The sequence below is a fragment of the Psychrosphaera ytuae genome, assembly GCF_017638545.1.
In the GTDB taxonomy this organism is placed as follows: domain Bacteria; phylum Pseudomonadota; class Gammaproteobacteria; order Enterobacterales; family Alteromonadaceae; genus Psychrosphaera; species Psychrosphaera ytuae.
This window is the reverse complement of the sequence record NZ_CP072110.1, coordinates 1109102-1122126: the sequence shown is the minus strand read 5'-3', so window position 1 is coordinate 1122126 and position 13025 is coordinate 1109102. Positions and strand designations below refer to the sequence as shown.

At 42.5% G+C, this 13025-nt stretch carries 12 protein-coding genes; 7 read left to right on the top strand and 5 right to left on the bottom strand.

The annotated features are described in order from the left end of the window. Positions 1-60: 60 nt before the first annotated feature. Complete coding sequence (locus J1N51_RS04925; protein ID WP_208832859.1) at positions 61-300, top strand: transposase; 240 nt, start codon at positions 61-63, stop codon at positions 298-300. Positions 301-383: 83 nt separating this feature from the next. Here the strand turns inward: J1N51_RS04925 and J1N51_RS04920 are convergent, their stop codons facing one another. The 5 genes from J1N51_RS04920 to map form a co-directional block, all read right to left on the bottom strand. Further along, a complete protein-coding gene (locus tag J1N51_RS04920) occupies positions 384-2774 on the bottom strand; it encodes a S8 family serine peptidase (protein ID WP_208832858.1) in 2391 nt (796 codons plus the stop codon). A 319-nt stretch (positions 2775-3093) separates the two neighbouring features. Then, entirely contained in the window at positions 3094-3312 is a 219-nt protein-coding gene (locus J1N51_RS04915; protein WP_208832857.1) for a DUF3820 family protein, read from the bottom strand. Positions 3313-3397: 85 nt separating this feature from the next. Continuing rightward, entirely contained in the window at positions 3398-4228 is an 831-nt protein-coding gene (dapD, locus tag J1N51_RS04910; RefSeq protein ID WP_208832856.1) for a 2,3,4,5-tetrahydropyridine-2,6-dicarboxylate N-succinyltransferase, read from the bottom strand. Between the two features lie 15 nt (positions 4229-4243). Continuing rightward, the gene (gene glnD / locus J1N51_RS04905; RefSeq protein WP_232842860.1) at positions 4244-6859 is read right to left on the bottom strand and encodes a [protein-PII] uridylyltransferase; all 2616 of its coding nucleotides are present in this window, start codon (positions 6857-6859) and stop codon (positions 4244-4246) included. A gap of 157 nt (positions 6860-7016) precedes the next feature. Then, entirely contained in the window at positions 7017-7808 is a 792-nt protein-coding gene (gene map, locus J1N51_RS04900; RefSeq protein WP_208832855.1) for a type I methionyl aminopeptidase, read from the bottom strand. 322 nt (positions 7809-8130) lie between these two features. Here map and rpsB point away from each other — a divergent pair, with 322 nt between their 5' ends. From rpsB to J1N51_RS04870, 6 genes are all read left to right on the top strand, one after another. Then, positions 8131-8856, top strand: coding sequence for a 30S ribosomal protein S2 (gene rpsB / locus J1N51_RS04895; RefSeq protein ID WP_208832854.1), 726 nt, complete (start codon positions 8131-8133; stop codon positions 8854-8856). A 134-nt stretch (positions 8857-8990) separates the two neighbouring features. Next, the gene (tsf, locus tag J1N51_RS04890) at positions 8991-9842 is read left to right on the top strand and encodes a translation elongation factor Ts (RefSeq protein ID WP_208832853.1); all 852 of its coding nucleotides are present in this window, start codon (positions 8991-8993) and stop codon (positions 9840-9842) included. Between the two features lie 137 nt (positions 9843-9979). Continuing rightward, on the top strand, positions 9980-10708 hold the full coding sequence (pyrH, locus tag J1N51_RS04885) for a UMP kinase (protein ID WP_208832852.1): 729 nt from the start codon (positions 9980-9982) through the stop codon (positions 10706-10708). Positions 10709-10735: 27 nt separating this feature from the next. Continuing rightward, positions 10736-11293 carry a ribosome recycling factor gene (frr, locus tag J1N51_RS04880; RefSeq protein ID WP_208832851.1) on the top strand — a complete coding sequence of 186 codons (558 nt, stop codon included), beginning with the start codon at positions 10736-10738 and terminating at the stop codon, positions 11291-11293. Between the two features lie 79 nt (positions 11294-11372). Then, complete coding sequence (locus tag J1N51_RS04875; protein WP_208832850.1) at positions 11373-12140, top strand: isoprenyl transferase; 768 nt, start codon at positions 11373-11375, stop codon at positions 12138-12140. Positions 12141-12157: 17 nt separating this feature from the next. Continuing rightward, positions 12158-13024, top strand: coding sequence for a phosphatidate cytidylyltransferase (locus J1N51_RS04870; protein WP_208832849.1), 867 nt, complete (start codon positions 12158-12160; stop codon positions 13022-13024). The last annotated feature ends 1 nt before the right edge of the window (position 13025 follow it).

The window sequence follows — 13025 nt, the reverse complement described above, 5'->3', positions numbered from 1 at the left end:
TCATACAGTTACGGCACAAATCTTTCTTTACAAAGTGTATCGACTTTATAGGAGATCATTATGCTAAATTCTGAACAACAAGTGAGACACCAAGTTATCGCCGAAATTAATGCGTCAAACCGGCTAATCTCGGAAGTAGCGGAAGAATTTGGAGTATCTAACAAACGTGTTTATGAATGGATTCGTTCGAGTAAAAAAAGCTCTAAGCGCAGGGTTTCACAGCGCAAACAAAAACTCCAAACCAAAGTACAACAATTGACAGAAGAGTTAGAAAGGCTCAGTGCTACTGATGTCATGTAATTGCTAACTATAATTAACAAACAAAGAAAAACCCTCCAATTGGAGGGTTTTTAATTATGGTTGGGAGTAGACCATGTTATTTATTAAGGTTGGTATGAAACATCCATGCTTACACCAGAGAAGGTGCTATAAGCGCGGATACCAATGTGCCAAGTACCTGCAGTTGGATTAGATACTGAACACGATTCGTTGTTACCACCTTTGTACGGACGGCAGTCATACGCTGATGTAGTAGGCTGTGCACCGTAACGGATGTATAAGTCAGCATCACCAGTACCGCCGTAAGTACTTACATCAAACGTGCTCATACCAGCAGGAACGTCAACTGTGTAGTATTTCCAAGTATTTCGGCTTGCACTGATGTTATCAACAGTCGTTGAGAAACCAGAACCACCACCTGTTGCAGGAGCTGTATAACTACCAGTTAAGCTCACACCGCTGAATGCGCTGTAACCGATAACTTTAACGTAATACGTACCCGCTTGAACGTTTGAGATTGGGCAGCTTTCGTTGTTGCCGTTTAACCATGGACGACAGTCGTAGCTAGACGTTGTCGGGTTAGAACCAAACTTAACGTAAAGGTCTGCGTCACCTGTACCACCGCTCATCGCGAAGTTAAGGTTAGTTGCACCTGCTGGTACTTCTAAAGTGAACTCTAACTCTTGGTTTGCTGAGCCAGAAAGACCTGTAACCGCTTGACCGTTAGTTAGTTCGTTACCGCCTGTCGGAGGAGGAGTTGTACCGCCACCACAGTTATTTGCTAGGTAATCAGACGCTGCTTTTGTTTGTACTAGACCGTAACCTGTCTTGTCATCACGACCAGCAGTTTCCAAATCGATAGCTGTCGCTTTCAACGCGGCACGTACTTGTTCTGCTGTACATGAGATGTTGTTAGACCAAGCTAGTGCAGCAGCACCTGCCACGTGTGGCGTCGCCATTGAAGTACCGTTGTAGTAAGCATAGTCTTGATTTGCTGTAACTGTAATTGATGCGCTTTGACCAAGGCGTGTTAACAGCTCTTGACCTAATGCACGGTTTACAGAAACGTGTGGCATGTTAACCGCATTGGTTGCGTCAACTAAGAATGGGTTTTGTAGGCCTGGACGGTCTGCATTACTGTATACAATAACACCTGATGCACCAGCGTCAGCACAGGCTTTAGCTGGGTTAATTTCTGGGTAGTTACTGCCTTTTTGGTTGTCGTTACGTTCAGCAACACAGATGTTACCTGCTACGTTCGAACAGTTATACGAAGAACCTGTCCACGTACAGCTCGCTAGTTGGCCTGAAGCACTGCCGTTTACGTTAGAAACAACATAGCTAGAGCCACTCTGAATGTAGTGAGTTTGTGGAACAACTCGGTCGTTTGCCCATGTAGTACCACCGACAGTGATAGAGCCTAAACGACCATCACCTGCAACGGTTGATAATACAGCTTCACCTGGACCGGCGATTTCAACTTGAGGTGTAAATTGAGAAAACTCAGCGTGTTTACCTGTTTCGTCAACCGCACCTACAGCCATAACTGTGTCGTAAGACGCAGGGTAAGAAAGGCTAGCGTCACCGTCGTTACCTGATGCTGCAATTAATAATACGCCTTGAGCAGACGCTGCTTCTAAGCCATTACGCTCAGAAGTACTTGCAGAAGGTCCACCTAAACTCATGTTTACAACTTTTGCACCGTTGTTCACACACGTATTAACCGCTGTAACTAAGTCAGAGCTATAACCCCAACCACTTTCGTTAAATACTTTAACGATATGCAAGTTAACATTTGTGTTTGGCATTACACCAACAACACCTTCGCTGTTATTAACACCAGCAATTGTACCTGCTACGTGAGTACCGTGTGAGCCACCTGCTTGATACCAGTTACCCGTACCAGGGTCGTTTGTACCAGTAGCGTTATTCGCAGCTAGATCTGGGTTTGTAGCTTCATAACCTGAGTCGATGATACACACCGTCATGTTACCAGCTTGTGCGTCAGAAACTTGATCGGCCTGAATGTTTGGGATACCCCAAGGAACGTTCTCTGACATTAAGTAACGGACAGGGTCCATTTCTGCAAACTTAATGTTTTTATCTGCGCGAATCGCGTCTAAAAATGCTTTACGCTCTTTACGGTTGATCGATTCAGCCAGCTTAAAGATGTGCTTTTTGTTTTTTAACTTGCGCTTGTATTTAATCGACTTGTCTTTTTTTAACGCTTTGCGAAGACGCTTAGCCATTTTTTTGACTTCGCGCTTTGTATCAACACCTTCAAGGTATTCGACAATGAATTGGTCAGTTCTGTCTTCAAAAAGCATTTCACGTTGTTTGGCTTTCCACTCTGCAAATTCAGAGGCCGTACCAACGTACTCTTTTTTCTCGACTTCTTGAAAATTGGCAGCATGGACAGAGCCAGCGCCAACGATTGTCGCTGTTGCTAAAGCAACTGCCGACATAGTTGGAAGTTTGTTTTTAGTATTTGTCATCTATTCATATTCTCTTTGACGTTCAGCTTTGCGCTGAACTTATTATTAGATGCAATCCTTTGACGTGAGACCGTGCTTTAAACCCTTCATTGGGGTTTTCTCCTAAAGCACGAGCTTGAACCTAGCTGTTTTATGAATAGATTTGTAGAAAAAATTTTCTCGTAATGAGTAATATTTTTGTAATGTGGCGGTTATGGAGTGAAATGTAGAAAAATATTTCTTATCTGCAGCAGGCGCTATCATTGCGATGTTCCGAAAATAACAGCAGGCTAATACAGATAAAAAAAACTAATGAAAAAAAAGTATTACAAAATGTTAATCAGTCTGTAATAAAGGGTTTTAATATTCCTTCAAGGCCATTCAGTTTAACTTCATACATCAGCGCGAGTTGCTCACCAAGTTTACCTTGTGGAAAGCCATTTTTGTGAAACCAAACTAAATAAGGTTCTGGAAGTTGAAGTAATTTTCGGCCTGCATATTTACCAAAGGGCATAACGGTATTGATAGCTTCTACGAGCGTTTTTTGGTCATCGATCATTTTTACTGTTCCAATCACACATAAAAATGGGTAGCTATAGCTACCCAAAATTCATAAATTATTTAGTGCTTAATTGCGTTTTAAATTATTCGTCTTCAATACTACGTAGTAACGCGTTTACACCCACTTTAGCACGTGTTTGAGCGTCGACCTTTTTGACAATGATAGCCGCGTAAAGAGAGTGTGTGCCGTCTTTAGAAGGCAGAGAGCCAGGAACAACGACAGAGCCTGCTGGAACACGGCCATATGTAATTTCACCTGTTTCACGGTCGTATATACGGGTAGATTGAGAAATGTACACACCCATAGAAAGGACAGAACCTTCTTCAACAACAACACCTTCAACTACTTCTGAGCGCGCGCCAATGAAACAATTATCTTCAATAATTGTTGGGTTAGCTTGAAGAGGCTCAAGTACACCACCAATACCAACACCGCCAGATAAGTGAACGTTTTTACCGATTTGAGCACACGAGCCAACCGTCGCCCATGTATCAACCATAGTGCCTTCGTCGACGTAGGCGCCAATGTTTGTGTAAGACGGCATTAATACGACGTTTTTACCGATGAATGAGCCTTTACGGGCCGCCGCTGGTGGTACTACACGCATACCTTGGTCGCGGAAGTCTTGTTCCGAATAGCTCGCAAATTTGCTGTCTACTTTGTCCCAGAATTTAGTCTCTGCGCCATCCATTAACTCGTTGTCACGAATTCGAAAAGACAACAGTACCGCTTTTTTTAGCCATTGATGTACAACCCATTCACCAGCAATTTTTTCAGCAACACGTGCTTTTCCGCTATCGAGTAACTCAATGGCTTGTTCAACCGCTGATTTTACTTCTTCTGTCACTGTGTTTGGAGTGATGGCTTCGCGGTTTTCAAATGCGTTTTCAATGATGGTTTGTAGTTCAGACATGATGTTCCTTTAACATTAATCGTTCAGTTCGGCGTTTAGAGCCGCTACTAACTGTTCTTTTTGTTGCTCATTGAGTTTTTCTCTTTGAGCTGTTGAAATCTTAAATATATCTTCTGCTTTTTCGCCATTCGTAGAGATTTTGGCTGAGTAGAGAAGGATATCATTTTCGTTAAATACTTTGGCAATTTTTGCCAAAAGACCCGGTTTGTCCAGCGCCGTGAGTTCCATCATATCTCGCTGATTACTTTTGGCATCCATAAAGCGGACTCGTACCGGAATTTTAAACTGTTTAATTTGTCGAGGTACACGTTTTTGAGCGTGTGTAATGGACAATTCACCTGTTAAGACTTGCTCGATGGTTTGTTTAATATCAGCACGTCGCTGATCTGAGCTTATCACGCTGTTGTCTTGGTCTAAAATGATAAAAGTATCTATCAAATAACCGTCTTTCGTGTTGAGGATATGGGCATCTGCAACATTGACGTTTTTGTTGTGGAACACAGACACGATATCTTTAAACAAACCAGCTCGGTCTTTGGTGTAAACGAACACTTGAGTCCCCCCACGAACGGCTTGATCACTTAGCCAAACCAAAGGTTTTTTAGTTCGCTGCTTGTGTTCAAGTAGGTGTTCAGTGTGCCAAGCCACTTGCTGTGCACTGTGACGAGAGAAATAAACGGTTCTAAATTGCTTCCAGATTTGCTCTGCTCGAGAAGTATCTAAGCCTTTTTCAGCAAGCAACAATAGCGCTTGCTCTTTGTGAGACTTTGCTGTTTCACGCATGTCCTTGGTATTTTCGACACCAGCTCTAAGAACCCTTTGTGTCGCTAAATAGAGATCGGCCAAAAGCGTGTTTTTCCATTCATTCCACAAGTTTGTATTGGTCGCTCTTACGTCTGCAACAGTAAGACAATACAAATTGTTTAAACGATTCTCATCGCGAACTTTTTTAGCGAATTCATTAATAACACCAGGGTCATATATATCATTCTTTTGAGCGGTAATTGACATTAGCAGGTGATTGCTTACTAACCAGCTAATTAGCTTGGTATCTGTAGATGGAAGGCCGTGTAGCTGACCAAAGTGAGTTGCGTCGATTGCTCCCAATTTAGAGTGATCGCCGCCACGTCCTTTACCGATATCATGAAAGATACCAGCAAGAGTAAGCAGTTCTGGTTTATCCAGCTTTTTGTATATTTCACTGCATATAGGAAACTCGTCTTTGCACTCTGGCAAGGAATATCGATGAATGTTTTTCAGTAGGCGATGAGTGTGTTCGTCAACCGTGTATGCGTGGAATAAATCAAATTGCATTTGACCAACAATGTGGCGCCAATTGGGCATATAGTTTGCCAAAACACTGTGACGTACCATTAATGTAAATGCGTGTCCCAATGCATTAGGATGGCGTAAAAACCTCATAAATTCAGTGCGGCATTTTTCGAGGTCGTGCAAATCACCCATTAAGCGACGACGGACTCGACGTAACAACCGAATAGTGTCTGAGTGCAAGGTTTCCACATCAGGATGGTCTGCGATCAAGATGAACATTTTAATTATGTTGGCACGATAAAAGAACACATCATTGTGACGGACTAACATCGAGCGGCCATGAATAGCAAAATCATCATCGATGATTTGAATGTCTTGTTCATTACCCAATATGGCCGAATTGAAGCGCTGCAACAACATGGTGTTAAGCTCAGTTACCCGTCTAGCAACTCGGAAAAATCGTTTCATCATCCGTTCTACTGCGGCTTTACCATCTTTACCAAAGCCCATTTTGTCTGCTACTTGGGGCTGATAATCAAATAATAAGCGGTTTTCATTGCGACCAGCGACTAAATGCAGAGCAAAACGCATTTGCCACAAATAGTCACGACATTCCAACATCTCTTGGTATTCGTCAGGTAAGAGATAATCGTGCTGAACGAGCTCGGCGGTGTACTGAGTGTTGAAGTGTTTTTTAGCGACCCAAGAAATTGTCTGCAGATCGCGTAAGCAGCCTGGGTTGGCTTTTAAGTTAGGCTCCAAGTTATATGACGTTGAGTGGTAGCGAGCGTGTCGGCGTTCTTGTTCTTCACGTTTTGCTAAATAAAACGCTTTACTGGTCATAAAGTTAGACTCGGCTAACTTCTGTTCCAATATTTCAAAGTTAATTTTGTTACCACATATCAGCCGACGTTCCATCAGGTTTGTTGCGATGGTGATGTCTTCTGAGGCAATGTTGATACAGTCTTTTATGGTGCGAACCGAATGCCCAACGTCAAACTTTAAATCCCAGAGCAAAGTTAAAAACTGAGATATTTTCTCATTTGAACTGGCACTAAGCTTTTTACTCGAAAGTAACAGTAGGTCGATATCTGACTGAGGATGTAGTTCGCTACGCCCAAAACCTCCGACGGCTAACAATGTGACGTCCGCTTCTTCGTGCAACAGGCAGTGTTGCCAGACATTGAGTAATACAAAATCGACAAACGTTGCCCGGGCCTGAACTAACTTTCGTACCGAAATTAAGTTGAATTGCTGCTCGCTCCATTGGCTAAATTCATTTAGCCGTTGTTTGTACACCGCTAAGTTAAAAGGCTGTGGAAACGGCGCTAACAGTTCATTTGGTATTTTAGACTTCACGGTATTCCTTGTTTGTGATTTTGCTTGTTATCACTGAGGACCAAACTTGCCATTCGTTTTGAATATAGTTGGCCTTGAGTAATTATTCTAAACCTAAGTATTAAGTAACAGATTTTGAGGAATAAAAAAAGAGCGATAAGGATCGCTCTTTTTTAGATTAGTGAGAAATAGTTCGAGGAAAGTCTTCGTCATTTCTCAGTGTTAACACTTCAACACCATCTTCCGTTACGAGCAGCGTGTGCTCCCATTGGGCTGATAATTTGCGGTCCTTCGTAACCGCAGTCCACTGGTCTGGTAATACTTTTAGTTTGTGCGTACCTGCGTTAATCATAGGCTCGATAGTGAAACACATCCCTGCTTTCAGTTCTTCGCCAGTGCCTGGGCGACCATAGTGAACTACCTGAGGTTCTTCGTGAAAACCCTCGCCAATACCATGACCACAAAAGTCACGGACGACTGAATAAGAGTGTGACTCGGCGTGCTTTTGAATGACCGCGCCGATATCACCCAAACGACAGCCTGGCTTAACCAACTCGATTGCTTTATACAAACATTCTTGCGTTACACGAGCTAAACGCTCTGCCATGATCGTTGGTTTACCTACGAAAAACATTTTTGAGGTATCACCGTGAAAACCGTCTTTGATAACGGTCACATCGATATTAACGCAGTCACCTTCTTTTAATGGTTTATCATCCGGAATGCCATGACAAATCACGTGGTTAACTGAAGTACAAATAGATTTTGGAAACGGTGGGTGGCCATAATTCAAAGGCGCAGGGACACAACCTTGAACATCGACGATGTAGTTGTGGCAAAGAGTATTCAGTTCATTTGTAGTAACACCAGGTTTAACATGAGGTTCAATCATTTCTAAAACCTCAGCCGCCAAACGACCTGCTACTCTCATTTTTTCTATCTGCTCTGGCGTTTTAATTACCGCACCCATATAACCCTCACAATTCTCTCGGTTTCACAACACAGTTTGTTAAGACAGGGATCTTATCAAAAAATGAACGATTTTTTGCTCGATCAGTTGTGTTTAATAGTGCTTATATGGTATAAAGCGCGCCTTATTTTTACAAAGGTTTTTTAAGTTTTTGCTTAATTGATTTTTGAAAGAATGAGAACGCCATCGATTTTATTCGGTGAGCAACTAAACATTTAATTAAATAACACACATATATCGACACGTTCTCCGGGGTGCTGAGCTTAGGCTTGGTCGGTAGAATGGGATATATGGAGGCCTAACCCCAATAGAGGATTATAAAATGGCAAACGTATCTATGCGTGACATGCTACAAGCTGGCGTACACTTTGGTCACCAAACTCGTTACTGGAACCCTAAAATGAAGCCTTTCATTTTCGGTGCACGTAACAAAGTTCATATCATCAACTTAGAAAACACTGTACCTATGTTCAACGAAGCGCTTGATTTCATCAAGTCTGTTTCTGCGCGTAAAGGTAAGATTTTATTCGTTGGTACAAAGCGTGCGGCGAGCGAGTCGATCAAAGAAGCTGCGATCGCTTGTGACCAATTCTACGTAAACCACCGCTGGTTAGGTGGTATGTTGACTAACTGGAAAACAGTTCGTCAATCAATCAAGCGTCTTAAAGATTTGGAAGCACAAGCTGAAGACGGTACTTTTGAAAAGCTTACTAAAAAAGAAGCTTTAATGCGTACTCGTGAAATGGAAAAGCTTGAAAAGAGCCTTGGCGGTATCAAAAACATGGGCGGTTTACCTGACGCGATTTTCATCATCGACGCAGATAACGAGCACATTGCTATTGCTGAAGCTAACAACTTAGGTATTCCTGTAGTTGCAGTTGTTGATACAAACTCTAACCCAGACAACATCGATTTCGTTGTTCCTGGTAACGACGATGCTATCCGTGCAATTCAGCTTTACACTAACTCTGTTGCTGCGGCCGTTAAAGAAGGTCGTGCTAACAACATCGAAGCGCAAGCTGAAGATTTTGTAGAAGCTGAAGCTTAATTGTTGTAATAAATCGTTCATAACGATTTAACCTTACATCAATTTCTAGGGGTCATAATTATGGCCCCTAATCCAAATTATATAAGTTTTCGCTCACTTGTATGAGCGGGAACCGCAGAATAGAGGACAAGACCATGGCAGTAACTGCTGCATTAGTTAAAGAACTTCGTGAACGCACTGGCGCGGGCATGATGGATTGTAAAAAAGCCCTAACAGAAACTAACGGTGACATCGATCTAGCGATCGAAAACATGCGTAAAAACGGCCAAGCAAAAGCTGCTAAGAAAGCCGGTAACGTTGCCGCTGAAGGTACAATCATCATCGAAAACGGTGAAGGTTTTGCTGCGTTAGTTGAAGTTAACTGTCAAACTGACTTCGTTGCTAAAGACGAAAACTTCTTAGGTTTTGCTACTAAAGTTGCAAAAGCGGCTGCTGAAGCAAAAACAACTATCGAAGACTTACAAGCTAAGTTCGAAGAAGACCGTGTACAACTAGTTGCTAAAATCGGTGAGAACATCAACGTTCGTCGTTTAGCATACGTTGACGGTGCTGAGCTTGCTTCTTACCGTCACGGTGAGAAAATTGGTGTTGTTGTTGCTGGTTCTGGCGACGCTGAAACACTTAAGCACGTTGCAATGCACGTTGCTGCTTCTAAGCCTGAGTTCGTTAACCCTGAAGACGTTCCAGCTGAAGTTGTAGAAAAAGAAAAAGCGATCCAAGTTGAAATCGCGATGAACGAAGGTAAGCCTCAAGAAATCGCTGAGAAAATGGTTTCTGGTCGTATGAAGAAGTTCACTGGTGAGATCTCTCTTACTGGTCAAGCGTTCATCATGGAGCCTAAGAAATCTGTTGGCGAAATGCTTAAAGAAAAAGGCGCTTCTGTTTCTACATTCATTCGCTTAGAAGTTGGCGAAGGTATCGAGAAGAAAGAAGAAGATTTCGCAGCAGAAGTTGCGGCGCAAATCGAAGCGGCTAAAAAAGCGTAATTAACGCCGTTTTTAACGCTACAAAAAACCGTAATGGGGCGACCTGTTACGGTTTTTTTGTTTTGTAAATCCTGTGATTTTGACATAGAATACGCCGCAATTTGCACCTCTAATCTAATCAAATACCAGGAGCCGGAATGACCACAAAGCCAGTTTTTAGAAGAATATTGTTGAAACTTAGCGGTGAGGCACTCGTTGGAGAAGAGGGCTTCGGTATCGATCCGAAAGTTTTGGATCGCATGGCTCAAGAAATTAAAGAGCTGGTTGAACACGACATTCAAGTTGGTGTTGTTTTAGGTGGTGGTAATATTTTCCGCGGTGCACCTCTAGCTGAAGCGGGCATGAATCGCGTAGTTGGCGATCACATGGGTATGTTAGCGACCGTAATGAATGGTTTGGCAATGCGTGACGCGCTTCACCGAGCTCATGTAAACGCTCGTTTGATGTCAGCAATTCCACTAAAAGGTGTGTGTGATGACTACTCATGGGCTGAGGGTATCAGTCTATTGAAGAGTGGTCGTGTTGTGATTTTTAGCGCCGGTACAGGTAACCCGTTTTTTACGACTGACTCTGCTGCTTGTTTGCGTGGCATTGAAATTGAAGCCGATGTAGTATTAAAAGCAACAAAGGTTGATGGTGTATATTCAGCTGACCCGGTTAAAAATCCAGAAGCGACTTTATACCGTGAATTAGATTACCAAGAAGTAATCGAAAAAGAATTAAAAGTTATGGACTTAGCGGCGTTTACACTCGCTCGAGACCACAATATCCCAATTTGTGTTTTCAATATGAACAAGCCAGGCGCATTAAAACGTGTCATCATGGGCGAAGAAGAAGGCACAATTGTAACCAAATTAGATAAATAATCAGAATAACTGCGAAGGAAATTTACTGTGTTAAATGAAATCCACAAAGATGCTGATGCACGCATGGACAAGAGCATCGAAGCTCTTCAGAATCAATTAAACAAGATTCGTACAGGCCGTGCCCACCCGAGCTTATTAGATGGTATCCAAGTTTCTTACTACGGTGCAGATACGCCACTTAACCAAGTTGCAAACGTATCAATTGAAGATAGCCGTACACTTGCGTTAACAGTATTTGACAAGTCTCTTACTCAAGCAGTTGAAAAAGCGATTCTAACATCTGACCTAGGTTTAAACCCTATGTCAGCAGGTACGGTAATTCGCATCCCACTTCCACCACTAACAGAAGAGCGTCGTAAAGATCTTGTTAAAGTTGTTAAAGGTGAAGTTGAAGGCGGCCGTATTGCTGTTCGCAACATTCGTCGCGACGCTAATGGTGACATCAAAGCGCTTCTGAAAGAAAAAGAAATTTCTGAAGACGAAGCTCGTCAAGCAGAAGACGAAATCCAAAAACTAACAGACGCAAAGATGAAAGACATCGACGCGATGTTAGCGTTAAAAGAAAAAGAGTTAATGGAAATTTAATCCAATAACTAGCAAGTAGTATAAAAACGCCGTTGTAGTCTAGCTTCGCGGCGTTTTTATTATCAAGTAGGTTGTGAAAATGGCGAAAGTTGACGTTGTAGACCAAGTCTTAGAGCATTATTCAGAATCGATTCCACAACACGTTGGGATCATTATGGATGGCAATGGGCGCTGGGCACAACAAAAAGGAATGCCACGAGTTTATGGGCATAAAAAAGGCGTAGATGCGGTTCGTGAATCGGTCCGTTTTGCTCGTAAGGTTGGAATAAAATCGCTGACATTGTTTGCGTTTTCTAGTGAAAACTGGAAACGCCCAGAAGATGAAGTGTCAGGGCTAATGGAATTATTTATGTTAGTGTTGACCAAAGAAGTCAAAACACTGCATAAAAACAACGTGCGTTTGAATATCATTGGTGATCTGTCTGGCTTTTCTGACAAGATCCAAGAAAAAGTTAATGCCGCTCACGAATTAACGATGGCTAATACCGGACTTGTTTTGAATGTTGCAGCAAATTATGGCGGTCGATGGGACATTGTTCAGTCCGCTAAGCAATTGGCTCAACAGGTCAAATCTGGTGAGTTAGATATCGATGATATTAACGAGGAGCGCTTCGATACCCAAACGAGTTTGTTTGGGCAACCCGACTTGGATTTATTGATCCGTACGGGCGGAGAGTACCGAGTAAGTAACTTTTTATTATGGCAACTCGCATATGCTGAATTACACTTTACGCCAATATTCTGGCCAGAGTTCGATGCACATCGATTTGCCCAAGCCGTTGAGGCTTTTGCAGGAACCGAGCGAAGATTCGGATTAACGGGCGAACAAATCAAGTCCGGAAGTTAAAATAATAGGAATTTAGTTTGTTAAAACAACGCGTAATCACAGCACTGATACTAGGTGCAATTTTATTGTCGGCATTATTCACTATGCCTTTTGATTGGTTTGCTTGGGCTGCGTTAGCTGTGTTTGGCTATGGCGCATTTGAATGGAGCAAGCTGGCCGAAATCAAACAGTTTAAATATCAGTTGGCGTACGCAGTAGGTACAGTGATCACAGGTGCGGCTATTTATGCTGTGTTCTTAGAATTTGAGTTGTGGACACTTGCCGGTAATCTCACCGATAAAAATTACTGGATAATGGTCTTGGCCTGCGTTTGGTGGACCATTAGTTCTATCTTAGTATTGATATATCCTCGTGGTAATCGCGTGTGGCAGCACCAACCGTTAGTCAAAGCAATTTTTGGCTATTTAACCTTGGTTCCTGCTTGGTTGGCTTTATTGACGATACGAGAGTGGCACTACCTAATCGATAAGAATGAAGGCGCATGGTTGGCTTTATTTGTGTTTAGTATTGTTTGGGCGGCGGATATCGGCGCTTACTTTGCTGGTCGTAAATTTGGTAGCCATAAGTTAATGCCTAATGTGAGCCCTGGTAAAACTATCGAAGGCTTAATTGGTGGTATTGTTGCGGTTATCTTGTTGACACTTTGGATGCTGTGGAGTCAAGAAATTGCCTTTGAAAATTGGTTATTACTCGCAAGTTGTTGTGTTGTGATCGGGGTCATTTCTGCTTTTGGCGACCTAAGCGAAAGTATGCTTAAGCGCGATGCAGGGATGAAGGACAGTGGTAATATTTTACCTGGTCACGGCGGTTTGTTAGACCGAATTGACTCTTTAACGGCAGCAATGCCAGTGTTTTTGGTTTTCTTCAGTCATTTCTACCTGTAGT

Excerpts from the sequence above, each read along its gene's own strand:
- J1N51_RS04915 (WP_208832857.1), bottom strand. The coding sequence starts at position 3,312 with ATGATCGATGACCAAAAAACGCTCGTAGAAGCTATCAATACCGTTATG.
- map (WP_208832855.1), bottom strand. The coding sequence starts at position 7,808 with ATGGGTGCGGTAATTAAAACGCCAGAGCAGATAGAAAAAATGAGAGTA.
- J1N51_RS04875 (WP_208832850.1), top strand. The coding sequence starts at position 11,373 with ATGGCGAAAGTTGACGTTGTAGACCAAGTCTTAGAGCATTATTCAGAA.
- tsf (WP_208832853.1), top strand. The coding sequence starts at position 8,991 with ATGGCAGTAACTGCTGCATTAGTTAAAGAACTTCGTGAACGCACTGGC.
- dapD (WP_208832856.1), bottom strand. The coding sequence starts at position 4,228 with ATGTCTGAACTACAAACCATCATTGAAAACGCATTTGAAAACCGCGAA.
- pyrH (WP_208832852.1), top strand. The coding sequence starts at position 9,980 with ATGACCACAAAGCCAGTTTTTAGAAGAATATTGTTGAAACTTAGCGGT.
- rpsB (WP_208832854.1), top strand. The coding sequence starts at position 8,131 with ATGGCAAACGTATCTATGCGTGACATGCTACAAGCTGGCGTACACTTT.
- J1N51_RS04920 (WP_208832858.1), bottom strand. The coding sequence starts at position 2,774 with ATGACAAATACTAAAAACAAACTTCCAACTATGTCGGCAGTTGCTTTA.
- J1N51_RS04925 (WP_208832859.1), top strand. The coding sequence starts at position 61 with ATGCTAAATTCTGAACAACAAGTGAGACACCAAGTTATCGCCGAAATT.